Genomic DNA, 13,835 nt, shown 5'->3' on the forward strand with positions numbered 1-13,835 from the left:
ATCATGGAAAACACATCAATATTCAAAAAGGTAGTCTTTACAGCAGAAAAAGAATCATTTATTTTAAGGGCACTTATCGAAAAGGTCTGCTCAAACAGAGTTGACGGTCAATTTGTTCCCTTTACAGTTAATGATCTAAATGCAGTAAAGGATGCAGCAACGCTTTTTGTTCTTTACCTGGATGACGGAATCAAGCAAAAAGAGGATACACTTCATTTCCTTATCGATATGGTGTCTCAAAATGATTATAAGATCCTTCTTGTAGGTGAGGAAGCAGAGATTGATTATACGACTAAGCAGATGAATGCAGATCTTATCTATAAGAAATTCGTAAGACCTGTAAATAATGATGAATTTATCACTGCTATAAAGGCATTTTTTGATAAATCAAATTCTGGTGAATTCCAAAAGAGTATCATGATCGTCGATGATGATCCTCAGTATTTGTCACTTGTCAGACAGTGGCTCAAGGATTCATACAGAGTTTTTATGGCTAATTCTGGTTTACAGGCCATTAAATATCTTGGCAAAAATAAGGTTGATCTTATCCTTTTAGACCATGAAATGCCTGTAACAAGTGGACCTCAGGTACTTGAAATGCTAAGAAGTGATCCTGAAACAAGGACAATTCCAGTATTTTTCCTTACTGGTAAAAGTGATAAAGAAAGCGTAATGGCAGTTGTTTCCTTAAGACCTGAAGGTTATTTTCTTAAGGATATCAAGAAAGAAGAGCTTTTGGAAAAGCTCAAGGAGTTCTTTATTATGCACAGCGCATAATTTAAGGAGATGCGATTTATGTTTGATTTCATAAGAACGTATCAATTAGATATTATGTTAGCTTTGTCTGCAGCGTGTCTTTCTTTCGCTGTCTTACTTTGTTTTACCCAATCTTTGGATAAAAGACGAAAGACTATTCTTTTCTATATGGAGCTGAGCGCCACACTCCTTCTTTTATTTGACAGGCAGGCATACCTTTATTCAGGTGTATTGACCAAAACCGGCTATATTATGGTCAGGGTCAGCAATTTCTTTGTATTCTTCATGACAACTGCTGTTGTCCTGATCTTCAATTACTACATCATAAATCTTATCAATGATTATGATAAGAGTTACAAGATTCCAAAAAGACTTCAATTTGTTACTATTGGCTGTTTGATCCAGTTGCTTTTAGTAGTAGCTACTCAGTTTAATGACTTTATTTACTATATCGATGAAAATAATGTCTATCACAGAGGTGAGGGATTCTTACTCTGTTATATTTTGCCTGTTGTTTGCCCGTTTATTCAATATTCTGTCATTGTTAGATTTAAAAGATTCTTTAGTAAACTGATCTATACTTCTCTTATTTTATATATTACAGTTCCTATAACTGTTGGTGTGATCCAGATTTTTACTTATGGAATTTCCATAGTAAATATGTCGCTGGTTGCTGTTTCTATATCCCTTTATATATTTACTTATCTTGATATTAATAGAACGGTTGCCAGAGCTCATCAGATAGAGATTGGTAAGCTAAAAGAAGATGAGCTACGCATGAAAAGGCTCTTTAATCAGACAGCTAATTCTTTTGTTAAAGCAATGGAACAAAAGGGTATCTACGAGAAAGGTTATATATTCAATCTGGCTAATCTTGCAAGAGCAATTGCTGAAGGTGAAGGAAATGAGCCGGATAAATGTGATGAAGTTTATTATGCAGCTCTTTTATATAATGTTGGAACACTCTGTCTTCCTGATGTAGTGATTCTAAATAAGACTGCGCCAAGTCCTGCAGACGAACTTTTGATAAAAGAAATTCCTATTCTTAGCAGTAATATATTATCAGGCATTGATGAATATCCATTCCTAAAAAATGCCGCTAAATATTGCCACGAAAACTATGACGGCAGTGGCTATCCAGATGGCTTGAAAGGCAATAATATTCCACAGGCTGCAAGGATAATAGCTGTAGCAGAATCATATATTAAAATGACCGGAGGCGGCGATGATGAGGAGGCCCTTCCTTATATCATCATGAGGGAAGAGTTTATTAAGAATGCTGGAATCATCTATGATCCGATCTATGCAAATATCATGATCCATCTTATGGATAAAGAAAATTTAATTAAGGCTGATAAAAGCGTTAGAGAAACTGAAATCAAGTGCAAACTGTATAAGGAAAAGGTTTCGACTGGAATTGAATTAAATGATATGATCACCATAATTCAGTTTGAGGCCGAACCTATGGAACATGAAGAAGGGGAGTTCTCTACGCCTTCAATAATTGTATTTGATTCCTATGATATGCATCATCACACTAATCCAAGAGCAGTTAAAGCTTATCGATACCAGGAATATGCAGAGATATGGCCTGATGGAAAATATGTTTCTACTTCCGCAAGGAACATGGAAGTTAAGGTTATTGAACACAAAAACAGGTCTAAATATGATGCATTTGGAATGTATGAGATAACAGCTTCAAAATATGATGATCACATTAAAATTGATATGACAAACAGCTGTTGCACTGTATCTGCTATCATATCACTCTATGATAATTCAAAATCAGCTTATATAGGACTTACTGGTGAAAACTGTTATATCAAGAATATTGCTTATAAGAAGACTGATACCAGGATTGATTCACTTTCAATTGCCAAGATTTCTGATTCTCTCATTTATACTGACAGACTTGAATCAGATATACCAAATATTCAAATAGACAAGACCAGATCAGCTTATACAAAGAGCGTTCTGATAGATGAAGAGTTTAGGATAGATTTTCATTCCCTTAGCCTTCCTTCATCTAATCTTGTATGGCATTGTCCTTATGTAGTTATTTTCTATTCAGATGATGGGAAGGTTTTCGGAGAAGGATATAAAGAATTTGCCCTTATTAAGCTAAACGGTGAGATTTCCGGAAATAGTTCTTTGGCAGATAACAACTTTAACATGAAGAAAAAAGAAAGCTTCCCTGGCTGGGATAAATGGAGAGAGATCAATAAAGAAGGCCTTGAATACTCGGTTCTTTTCATGAAGAGGGGTAATAAGGTCGAGACAGTTACAGAAACTCTAGGCATATCTATTGATAACACAACAATTCTTCGTGATCATAACGACAAGGTATACGTAGCCCTTACAGGAGATGAAGTTGCCCTTACTGACATCAGGATCGTAAGATGATCATTTAGATTCAGAGCCTTGCATAATGCGAAATTGCGTTATGTGGGGCTTTTTTTATTGTCTAAATAATGGTATGATTAAAATGTTGTATAACCTTAATGGAGGGGATAAAGGTTATGGTAAAAAATAAGACCAAAAGTCTAATTCTTTTTATTCTTTGTTTTTTGATTATATTCACTTATTTTCCAATTAATTGTAATGCATCTAGTGCTTATACCAAGAAGGTTCGTGTCGGTTACTATGAAAATGAGGTCTTTGAAGATGGTGCCTCAGATAATGCTGTTAAAAGTGGCTACGCATATGAATATTATCGTAAACTCTCTGAATATACTGGATGGGAGTATGAATATGTTTATGGCGATTTTTCAGAAATCTATCAGATGCTCCTTAAGGGTGAAGTTGATTTTGTTGCAGGTCTCGCTTATACATCAGAAAGATCTAACATTATTCTTTTTCCCGAAAAAGCAATGGGGTCAGAAAAGTATAGTTTTGTAAAGCATGATTTTGATAAGGATATAACTTTAGATCCTCGTTCTTTTAATGGAAAGACTATTGGTGTCCTTGATAGTGCTATCTATGATATTCTAAATAATTATATTTCAAACCATAGAATAAACGCCCAAATTATTACTTATACAGATTACAGCACGCTGCTAAATGCCTTTGACAAAAAGCAGATTGATATTCTTGCCGCTGAAAATGACGGTATCTATGACAGAAGACATGCAGAGTATCTTTTTTCTTTTGGTGAATCAGATTATTACATTGGCGTTTGCCCTGGTAAGCCTTATTTGCTAAAAGAATTAAATGACGCCCAGGAGCAGCTCTTTTTTGAGGAACCAAATTACGTTGCAACCATTAGAAATAAGTATTATCCGGTTACACTTTCGAGTAGAGCCTACAGTAAAGTAGAAAAAGACTGGATTAATTCACATCAGACTATTACAGTAGGTTATCTCAATAATTATCTGCCATATAGTTGTACTGATAAGGATGGTCATGTTACCGGTATGATATGTGAGCTTGTACCGGCATTATTTAAAGAGCTGAATATTCCGGATATTGTTGTCAGATATGTGGGTTATGATTCTTATGAAGAACTAGTCAAAGGCCTTACAAGTGATGAAGTAGATATCGCTTTTCCTGTAGGCGGTGGACTTTATTACTCAGAAGAAGATGGTATTTACCTTTCAAATCCTCTTGTTTCCTCACTAACCGATCTTATATATAGAGTTGATTTTCTTGGAACGCCTGTATCTGATTTTGCTGTAAACAAGAACAATAAGATGCAGTATTACTATGTAAAGACACACTTTCCTGAGGCTTCAATTTCTTACTATTCTTCAATTGAAGAGTGTTTGAATGCAGTGGTTAAAGGCGAAGTTTCATTTACAACTCTTAATGGTATCAGAACCAGCGCCTTCTTAAAAAAGAACGATTACAGGAATTTGTCCTTTAGACAATTAAGCTTTAGTGATGACAGATGCATTGGTGTCAAGATTGGTAATGAAGGCCTGTTAAAACTTATTAACCGTGGTGTCCATGTTTTAGGAGATGAGTATATCCAAAATCTTTCTTACAGATATATGGATGCTATGAGCGTTTATACCTTCAAGGATTTTATAAATGATCATTTCTTTGGCGTATTTATCATCATTATTGTTCTTTTATCTGCAATAATTGCTCTTAGCGTCAGAGACATAAACAGAACCCGCAGAAGGATCAAGGAAAAAGAATCAGAAAAACTTGATATACAAAAAACAAGTTCCGAGAAAACTAATTTCTTAAGTAATTATAGTGAAAATCTAAGATTTTATATCAATGCTACTGAAGGACTTGTGGATCTCATTAAGCATTCAAACAGTAAAGAAGAAACTATTGTTTTTGTCGACAGGATCGATATTTGTGCTAAATGTCTTTCTAATATTGTAAATGATGTCCTGGACCTTAGCAGGATTGAAAGCGGTCAGGTTCTGCTTGAAAATACACCGGTAAACATCTATGAGATCATCAAGGACGTTAGAACTGTTACTTCTGAATCAATGGAAGAAAAGAAGCACATTATCAGTGTAAACTATCGAAATATAAAGCACCCTGATGTTTTGACAGACAGAATAAGACTTACTCAGGTTCTCATAAATATACTTACAAATGCTATTGAGTATACTCCTGCTGAAGGCCTTCTTGTCATGAATGTTGAAGAGATTACATCCTACGATCCTGAGAAAGCAAGATTTATGTTCCAGATAAAAGATAATGGACCAGGAATGAGTATGGATATAATCAATTCCATTTTTGACCCATATGCCAAGGAACGTGCAAATTTCAAGAATTTCCATACAATAGGATTTGGACTTGCCATATGCAAGAAGATAGTTGATATGATGGAAGGAACGATAGATGTCTTTTCTATTGAAGGCAAGGGATCTGAGTTTACTGTCGAAGTTCCACTTCTTATCAACACAGAATCTAAAGCTAAATCAAATGAAAACGAAGCAGAAATTGATTCATATAATTTCTCAGGTAAGAGAGTACTTGTATTGGAAGACAGTCTTCCAAATCAGCTCTTTGCCAGCAAGATCATGAAGAAAGTAGGCTTTGAAATTCAGATAGCACTTGATGAATTTGAGGCCTATGAAAAGATAAAAGCGGCTCATTCTGATTATTTTGACCTTGTGCTTATGAACAGCGATGTCTATAATAATGGAGATAACGAGCTCAGTAAAAGATTAAAAATGATAGATGATCCTGCAAAGGCAGATACACCTATTATTCCTTTTACAAATGATACACCTTCTCTTATGAAGAACATTTCAGAGCTGTTAAATACTTGAAATGAGGTTTTAACTAAATGAACAAATTCCTTAATAACCTTGAGAGGAAGATTGGAAAATATGCTATTCCAAATCTTACTATGTATATTATCGGACTATATATAATTGGATATATGATAAGCATAGTAGGAAATGGAACAGGATTCTTATCATATTTGACTCTTGATCCAAATCTGGTGTTACATGGTCAGATTTGGAGATTATTTACATGGGTGATCATTCCTATGGGAAGATTTAACCTGCTAACTATCATCACTTTACTTTTTTACTACTTCGTTGGTAATACAATGGAGAGGACTCTAGGAACCTTTAGATACAATGTATTTATTTTTGCAGGTTGTCTTTTTATGATTCTTGCTGCGTTTCTTACATATTTCTTTTATGGACTGCAGCTTGGCTTTGGTACAGAAGCTTTTGCATATGAGTTAAATCTTGCTTCTTTACTATTTTCTACAACACATATACAGACAATAGTATTTCTTGCTTTTGCAATCTGTTATCCAAATTTACAGGTACTATTGATGTTCATTATTCCTGTAAAGGTTAAATATCTTGGAATTCTTTATGGCGTGGGAATGGTTATAGAAGTGTTATTTGCTTTATTTGCCCTTGATTATGCTACATTGTTTGCAGTTCTTTTACAGCTTATCAACCTTCTTTTATTCTATATCTCGCTTGGTAAAGCTCATCATTTAAAGCCTTCTGAAGTTAAGAGAAGAAATGAATTTAAGAAAAATACTAAGATCGTACCACCAGGAATCACAAGGCATAAATGCGCAGTTTGCGGCAAGACAGAAATTAGCGATCCTAATGCAGAGTTCAGATTCTGTTCAAAATGTAATGGCAACTATGAATATTGCCAGGATCATTTATTTACACATCAGCATATTAAATAATTTGGAGCAGTAATGGGAAATATTGATAATAAAGAAAAAGAATTTGCAGAAATATTAAAGCAGGTCACAAGATTTGCAAGAGAAAATAAGAACGTAATCTCAAGTGAGCAGGTAAAAGAAGCTTTTTCAGAGCTCGATTTTGATGATAAGCAGTTCGAGATGGTATTTGAATACCTCAAAAATCACAAGATCTCCGTAGATGGAGAAGCTGTTGATACTGATGAGGGTCTTTCTACAGAAGAAAAAAATTATCTTCAGGACTATATTGAAAGCCTTGAAGCTCTTCCAAAATACACAGACGGAGAGAAAAAGGCAATCTCTATGTCAGCAATTGCAGGAGATAAGGATTCACAAAGTAAGCTTATTGAGATGTATCTACCTCTTGTTGTAGATGTTGCTAGAATGTACTCAGATCAAGGTGTTTTTCTTGAGGATCTTATTGGTGAAGGAAATGTAGCCCTTACAAAAGGTGTAACAATGCTTGATGCAGTAGGAGAGCCCGAAGAAGTAGAAAGCTTTCTTTATAAGCTCATGCTTGATGCAATGGAGAACATCATTCAGGAAAATCTTGCTGAGGATGCAGGAAGTCAGAAGGTTTTAAAGCTTGTTCAGGAAGTGGCCGACAAGGCTGCAGAGCTTGCAGAAGACCTTAGAAGAAAAGTTACTGTAGCTGAACTTATGCAGGAAACTGGCTGGGATGAAGACAAAATAAGATCCGCCATTAAATTTAGCGGTGATAATATAGAAGATCTTGATAGCGGAGAAAAAAAGAAAAACTGACATGAACAATATTGTTAATGAAGACGATTTCAAATACTATATGCAGGATCTTGAAAGATATTATTTTGGAGCTCGTTATGATTATAATGAGCTCTTAAATAATGAGATGGTTCCTTTTAAATTTAAGACTATCATTTCAAAATATCTTATCGAAAAGATTGATCCATCAACTACAATAGAAAGCCATCTTTATTATTTAGAAAAAGATTCTTTTGATTATAAGGTGTTAAAACAGTTAAAAGCCAGAGTAAGAACATCTCTTTATAAAAAAAGAGGAGATAATACTAAAGGATATAGGGAAAAGGTATTTACTATAGAACAACTGGTTAAAATTCCCGGAAATGAAAAAGAAGAGATGGGTATAATAGTAAGAGAACTTATTATTGGAAAGCTTTCATTATTTGCTTTTCAGATCTAAAAGAAGAGTGGATTTGTATGTAAGCATACATCCGCTTGCCGTTTTTTTGATACAAAAAAACCACCGATAACTCGGTGGTTTTTATTTTTAAAATTATCAAGCTCTTTCAACTTTGTTTGATCTAAGGCAGCTTGTGCAAACGTGCATTCTCTTTGACTGTCCGTTAACCTTACATGTAACGTTCTGAACGTTAGACTTCCAAACTCTGTTAGATCTTCTATGAGAATGGCTTACGTTGTTTCCGAAATGAACGCCCTTGCCACAAATATCACATTTAGCCATTTTGACACCTCCTTATAAGCCATGTAATCTAATCAATAGCGATATTATTGAGGATTTACATCCGCAACATTGATATATTAGCAGAAACAAAAACGGATTGCAAGCAAAATATACAAAATTTATGGTTTATTTTTTTAGAAACTGCTATTATAATACTATATGTATGCTAAAAAGGTGGTCCTATGGCTACCTGATAAGGAGGACAAATATGAAGACTTCGGTGGTTAACACTCACATGGGAAATATTTCTATTGATAATGAAGTAATTGCCCAGTATGCAGGTGCTGTTGCTATGGAGTGCTTTGGAATTGTCGGAATGGCTAACGTCAACGTTAAGGATGGCCTTGTAAGCCTTCTTAAGATCGATTCCATGACAAGAGGTATTAATGTATCTCTTGATGACAATAATAAACTGGTTTTAGATTTCCATGTTATAGTTGCTTATGGTGTTAGCATTTCAGCTGTTTCAGACAACTTGATTGATAACGTCAAATATAAAGTAGAAGAATTTACCGGGCTTGAAATCGAGAAGATCAATATCTACATCGAAGGTGTCCGCGTGATAGATTGATAAGTATTCGATTTAGGCAAGTCTAGGAGGAATTTTGTTTTGAGTAATAATGTAATTGACGCTAAGATGCTGTCAAAGATGTTTTTATCTGGTGCCAAGAATCTTGAGGCCAAGAAGGAATGGATAAATGAGCTTAATGTTTTCCCTGTTCCTGATGGAGATACTGGTACTAACATGACAATGACTATCATGTCTGCAGCTAAAGAGGTTTCTGCATTAAATGATAGTGCTAGTATGGAAGCTATCTGTAAAGCAATTTCATCTGGTTCTCTTCGTGGAGCAAGAGGTAATTCAGGTGTTATTCTTTCACAGCTCCTTAGAGGATTCACTAAGGTTGTTAAGACAAATGATGAAGTTAATGTTCAGATTTTGGCAGAAGCTTTCGATAAGGCTGTAGAGACAGCTTACAAGGCTGTTATGAAGCCAAAGGAAGGTACCATCCTTACAGTTGCTAAGGGAGCAAGCGAGAAGGCTCATGAGCTTGCTGCAGAAGGAACTGAAGATATTGAGTTCTTCTGTGCAGAAGTTATCAAGTATGCAGAAGAGGTTCTTTCAAAGACTCCTGATATGCTTCCTGTTCTTAAGCAGGCTGGTGTAGTTGATTCAGGCGGACAGGGACTTGTACAGGTATTAAAGGGAGCATTTGATGGTTATCTCGGCAAAGAGATCGACCTTTCAATAAATGAAGAGTCAGCAACTCCTGTTACAAAGAATGAAGTACAGGAAGAAGCAGATATCAAGTTCGGTTATTGTACTGAGTTCATAGTTCTTTTATCAAAACCTCTTAATGTTAAGCAGGAAATTGATTTCAAGAACTTCCTTGAGTCAATTGGTGACAGTATCGTAATGGTTGCAGATGATGAGATCTGCAAAGTACACGTACATTCTAATGATCCTGGTCTTGCTATTCAGAGAGCTCTTATGTATGGCCAGCTTTCTAATATGAAGATTGACAACATGAGAATGGAACACAGAGAGAAGCTCTTCCATGAGAACAACGATGGTTCATGGGCAGAGATAAAGACAGAGATAAATGGAGCAGCAGAGCTCACACCTACATATCTTCCTGGAGATGATATTCCTCTTGGAGACAAGGTTGAGATGATAGATGAAACTGCATCCAATGAACCACGTAAAGAAATCGGTTTTGTAACTGTTTGCGCAGGTTCGGGACTTGCTGATATATTTAGAGGTCTTGGTGTAGATTATGTTATTGAAGGTGGTCAAACAATGAACCCTAGCACAGCTGATATTCTTGATGCTGTAGCTAAAGTCAATGCTGACACTGTTATAGTTCTTCCTAATAACAAGAATATTATTCTTGCAGCTAATCAGGCAGCTATCATGTGTGAAGATGGCGATGAGGACAAGAAGATCGTAGTTGTTCCTTCCAAGACAGTTCCTCAGGGTATCACAGCTATCATTAACTATGTTCCTGATGTTCCTGTAGAAGATAACGTAGCTGCAATGACAGATGCTATTTCTACTGTTAATACTGGTGAAGTTACTTACGCCGTAAGAGATACAGTTATTGATGATGTTCAGATCAGACAGGGCGATTACATGGGAATCGGTGATTCCGGTATCCTTTCAGTTGGATCTGGCATCGAAGATGTAGCATTTGAGATGCTTTCTAGGATGATGAATGAAGATCTCGAGCTCATCAGCGTATATTACGGTGAGGATGTAGAAGAGAAGGATGCAGAAGCACTTAAAGAACGCATTTCCAAGGAATATCCCGGATGCGACGTTGAGCTTCAGTTTGGTGGTCAGCCAATCTATTATTACATTCTTTCAGCAGAGTAATTATTTAGAAATATTCAGCCAGGCTTTTTTGCCTGGCTTTATTTCTATATAGAATTATGAGGTGTGATTTGGGGAAAAGAGAACTTGAAGAAAACATCATAAATCTTAAAGGCGTTGGAGATAAGACTGCTAAGCTTTTTGAAAAATGCGGCATCAGAACATGTGGGGATCTGATAGGCTACTATCCCAGAACCTATGACCTCTTTAGCGAAATAGTTAATGCTTCAGATGTCATAAATGGTGAAGTCAATACAGTAAGGCTTACTATCATTGGTAACGTAGTTAAAAGAAGAGTCAGAAATCTTACTATTATTGCTTTTGATGCTGCTGATCAGACTGGTAAGATCAAGATCACTTATTTTAACGCGCCTTATCTTATGAATTCTCTAAAATCTGGTACCACTCATGTATTTAGAGGCCAAGTACAAAGAAAAGGTTCTTTCTTTACTATGAATCAGCCCAAAATGTACAAGCTTGATGAATATATGGGAATCGTAAGGAGCATGCAGCCTAGATATCCTTTGGTTAAAGGTCTTACAAATACTGCTGTTATGAAAGCTGTTAAGGGAGCACTTTCTTCAGCTGGATCTTTTGAAGAGTTCCTACCAAAAGAGATACTAGATAAATACGAACTCATGGGTTATTCCGAAGCTATTTATAATATTCATTTTCCCAAAAACAGTGATTATCTGGAAAGCGCAAGAAGACGTCTTGCTTATGATGAATTCCTTTTATTTGTCTTAAAGCTGCGTCTATTAAAAAATACACAGGAAGTTTTAAAGAATTCTTTTCCTATGATAGAAGTTTCAGAAGTTAATAGACTATTGGAGCAGCTGCCATATAAACTCACAAAAGCTCAACTAAATGCCTGGGAAGATATCAAAAATGATATTTCGGGTGAAAGCGTCATGAACAGGCTGATCCAAGGTGATGTGGGATCTGGTAAGACTGTGATAGCGCTACTTGCTCTTTTAACAACTGCTGCAAACGGTTATCAGGGTGCTCTAATGGCTCCTACTGAAGTTTTGGCCGCCCAGCACTACGAAAACTTCAAAGAGATAATCCAAAAATATAACTTAAAGAGCATAAAACCAGTTCTTTTAACAGGAGCTCTTTCTGCAAAGGATAAAAAAGAAGCTCAAAGGCAGATCAGTGAAGGGGAAGTTAACTGCATCATCGGAACAAATGCTCTTATTCAGGAAAAAGTTAATTATAAGAACCTAGCCCTTGTAGTTACTGATGAGCAGCATAGATTTGGAGTAAGACAAAGGGAATCTCTTGCTGGAAAGGGAGAAAATGTCCATGTTCTTGCCATGAGTGCAACTCCTATACCTAGAACTTTGGCCATCATATTATATGGAGACCTTCATATCTCGGTTATTGACGAACTTCCTGGCGGCAGACTTCCAATCAAGAACTGTGTTGTAGGTACTGACTACAGGCCAACTGCTTATAAATTCATTAAAGATCAGGTTGAAAAAGGAAGGCAGGCCTATGTGATCTGTCCAATGGTAGAAGAAGGGGAACTTGACGGTGTAGAGAATGTAACAGACTATACTGATAAGCTAAGAGCAGCCCTTCCTTCTAATATTCAGGTGGAAATGCTACATGGCAGGATGAAGCCTTCTGCCAAAGATGAGATCATGGAGGCCTTTGCAAGGAAAGATATAGATGTTCTGGTTTCTACAACGGTAATCGAAGTCGGGATCAATGTGCCAAACGCCACTGTTATGATGATAGAAAATGCTGAGAGATTTGGCCTTTCACAGCTTCATCAGCTTCGAGGCAGAGTAGGTAGAGGAAAAGAGCAGTCTTATTGCATTTTCCTTAATACATCAGAGTCAGATGAGGCAAAACAAAGGCTTGATATCATGAATAAGTCAAATGACGGTTTTAAGATTGCTGAAGAGGATTTAAGACAAAGAGGACCTGGAGATCTCTTTGGAGTTAGGCAGAGCGGAGATTTGAACTTCAGAGTTGGCGACATATACCACGACAGTGACCTTGTAAAAGCTGCTGCTATGGATGCTGATAAGATCCTTTTGGAAGACCCGGATTTAACTAAGCCACAACATGGTGTGATTAGAGATATGCTATATACAAAATCTGCAAATCCGGTTGACTTAATGGCTTTATAAAAGTAATATAGAACTAGTGTTTAAGTTTAAAAATGGGAGGATTGTCGGCCTTTTGTCGACTGCTTTTTAGTATGTCAAAGATAGCAATTATCACAGATAGTAATAGTGGTGTTACTCAGTCTCAGGCTGAGGAGCTTGGAATCTTTGTTGTTCCAATGCCTTTCATGATAAATAATGAAGAGTTTTTTGAGGATATTAATCTAACACAGGAGCAGTTTTATACAAAGCTTGGCGAAGATGCATCAGTATCTACAAGCCAGCCAACTCCTGATTCTCTTATGACTCTTTGGGATAAGGTATTAAAAGAGTATGACCAGATCATTTATATACCAATGAGCAGCGGTCTTTCTGGTTCTTGTCAGAGTGCTTACATGATCGCGCAGGAAGAGTACGAAGGCAAAGTATTCGTAGTTGATAATCAGAGAATATCAGTAACTCAAAGGCAGTCAGCCCTGGATGCTAAGGCCATGGCTGACGCAGGATATTCTGCTGAAGAAATTGTAAAAGTTCTAATGGATACTAAGTTTGAATCTAGTATCTATATCATGCTTGATACATTGTATTATCTCAAAAAAGGAGGTCGTATCACTCCTGCAGCTGCAGCTTTAGGAACACTTCTTAGACTTAAGCCAGTTCTACAGATTCAGGGTGAGAAGCTTGATGCATTTGCCAAGGCTAGAACAAGCAGCCAGGGCAAGACTATCATGATAAACGCTATAAAGGCAGATATCGAGAATAGATTTGGCGGTATGGATGCCAAGGATTTCCACATTGCTTGTGCTTATACTAAGGACCTTGATCTTGCAAATGATTGGAAAAAAGAGTTAGAGGAAGCCTTCCCTGGATTTGATATTCATATGGATCCACTTTCTCTTTCTGTTGCCTGCCACATTGGACCAGGCGCTTTGGCTGTAACAGTCACTAAAAAAGTCCATGTATAATTTTGATATA

General features: G+C 36.4%; 11 protein-coding genes. 10 read left to right on the forward strand and 1 reads right to left on the reverse strand.

Annotated elements, in window-relative coordinates; genetic code table 11:
- Positions 1–3: 3 nt before the first annotated feature.
- From BUA02_RS13355 to BUA02_RS13380, 6 genes are all read left to right on the forward strand, one after another.
- Positions 4–777 carry a response regulator gene (locus BUA02_RS13355; protein ID WP_072705041.1) on the forward strand — a complete coding sequence of 258 codons (774 nt, stop codon included), beginning with the start codon at positions 4–6 and terminating at the stop codon, positions 775–777.
- Between the two features lie 147 nt (positions 778–924).
- On the forward strand, positions 925–3,159 hold the full coding sequence (locus BUA02_RS13360) for an HD-GYP domain-containing protein (RefSeq protein WP_242946513.1): 2,235 nt from the start codon (positions 925–927) through the stop codon (positions 3,157–3,159).
- A gap of 116 nt (positions 3,160–3,275) precedes the next feature.
- Positions 3,276–5,993, forward strand: a complete 2,718-nt coding sequence (locus BUA02_RS13365) for an ATP-binding protein (protein WP_072705047.1) — start codon at positions 3,276–3,278, stop codon at positions 5,991–5,993.
- 17 nt (positions 5,994–6,010) lie between these two features.
- Positions 6,011–6,889, forward strand: coding sequence for a hypothetical protein (locus BUA02_RS13370; RefSeq protein ID WP_072705050.1), 879 nt, complete (start codon positions 6,011–6,013; stop codon positions 6,887–6,889).
- A gap of 12 nt (positions 6,890–6,901) precedes the next feature.
- Positions 6,902–7,669, forward strand: coding sequence for a hypothetical protein (locus tag BUA02_RS13375; protein WP_072705053.1), 768 nt, complete (start codon positions 6,902–6,904; stop codon positions 7,667–7,669).
- 1 nt (position 7,670) lies between these two features.
- Positions 7,671–8,087, forward strand: coding sequence for a hypothetical protein (locus BUA02_RS13380; protein ID WP_072705057.1), 417 nt, complete (start codon positions 7,671–7,673; stop codon positions 8,085–8,087).
- A 96-nt stretch (positions 8,088–8,183) separates the two neighbouring features.
- Here BUA02_RS13380 and rpmB read toward each other — a convergent pair whose 3' ends face one another.
- Complete coding sequence (gene rpmB / locus BUA02_RS13385; RefSeq protein ID WP_071176099.1) at positions 8,184–8,369, reverse strand: 50S ribosomal protein L28; 186 nt, start codon at positions 8,367–8,369, stop codon at positions 8,184–8,186.
- 208 nt (positions 8,370–8,577) lie between these two features.
- On the opposite strand from rpmB, the gene BUA02_RS13390 reads away from it, so the two are divergent.
- The 4 genes from BUA02_RS13390 (at position 8,578) to BUA02_RS13405 (ending at position 13,825) form a co-directional block, all read left to right on the forward strand.
- On the forward strand, positions 8,578–8,940 hold the full coding sequence (locus BUA02_RS13390) for an Asp23/Gls24 family envelope stress response protein (protein WP_071176098.1): 363 nt from the start codon (positions 8,578–8,580) through the stop codon (positions 8,938–8,940).
- Between the two features lie 39 nt (positions 8,941–8,979).
- Positions 8,980–10,746 carry a DAK2 domain-containing protein gene (locus BUA02_RS13395; protein WP_072705061.1) on the forward strand — a complete coding sequence of 589 codons (1,767 nt, stop codon included), beginning with the start codon at positions 8,980–8,982 and terminating at the stop codon, positions 10,744–10,746.
- A 56-nt stretch (positions 10,747–10,802) separates the two neighbouring features.
- On the forward strand, positions 10,803–12,884 hold the full coding sequence (recG, locus tag BUA02_RS13400) for an ATP-dependent DNA helicase RecG (RefSeq protein WP_072705063.1): 2,082 nt from the start codon (positions 10,803–10,805) through the stop codon (positions 12,882–12,884).
- A 71-nt stretch (positions 12,885–12,955) separates the two neighbouring features.
- Positions 12,956–13,825, forward strand: a complete 870-nt coding sequence (locus BUA02_RS13405) for a DegV family protein (protein WP_072705066.1) — start codon at positions 12,956–12,958, stop codon at positions 13,823–13,825.
- The last annotated feature ends 10 nt before the right edge of the window (positions 13,826–13,835 follow it).

The sequence above is a fragment of the Butyrivibrio hungatei DSM 14810 genome (assembly GCF_900143205.1).
Lineage (GTDB): Bacteria > Bacillota > Clostridia > Lachnospirales > Lachnospiraceae > Butyrivibrio > Butyrivibrio hungatei.

What these genes read in the sequence shown, in the direction of transcription:
- BUA02_RS13355 (WP_072705041.1), top strand. Translation starts at nt 4, where the DNA reads ATGGAAAACACATCAATATTCAAAAAGGTAGTCTTTACAGCAGAAAAA.
- BUA02_RS13360 (WP_242946513.1), top strand. Translation starts at nt 925, where the DNA reads ATGGAGCTGAGCGCCACACTCCTTCTTTTATTTGACAGGCAGGCATAC.
- BUA02_RS13365 (WP_072705047.1), top strand. Translation starts at nt 3,276, where the DNA reads ATGGTAAAAAATAAGACCAAAAGTCTAATTCTTTTTATTCTTTGTTTT.
- BUA02_RS13370 (WP_072705050.1), top strand. Translation starts at nt 6,011, where the DNA reads ATGAACAAATTCCTTAATAACCTTGAGAGGAAGATTGGAAAATATGCT.
- BUA02_RS13375 (WP_072705053.1), top strand. Translation starts at nt 6,902, where the DNA reads ATGGGAAATATTGATAATAAAGAAAAAGAATTTGCAGAAATATTAAAG.
- BUA02_RS13380 (WP_072705057.1), top strand. Translation starts at nt 7,671, where the DNA reads ATGAACAATATTGTTAATGAAGACGATTTCAAATACTATATGCAGGAT.
- rpmB (WP_071176099.1), bottom strand. Translation starts at nt 8,369, where the DNA reads ATGGCTAAATGTGATATTTGTGGCAAGGGCGTTCATTTCGGAAACAAC.
- BUA02_RS13390 (WP_071176098.1), top strand. Translation starts at nt 8,578, where the DNA reads ATGAAGACTTCGGTGGTTAACACTCACATGGGAAATATTTCTATTGAT.
- recG (WP_072705063.1), top strand. Translation starts at nt 10,803, where the DNA reads ATGAGGTGTGATTTGGGGAAAAGAGAACTTGAAGAAAACATCATAAAT.
- BUA02_RS13405 (WP_072705066.1), top strand. Translation starts at nt 12,956, where the DNA reads ATGTCAAAGATAGCAATTATCACAGATAGTAATAGTGGTGTTACTCAG.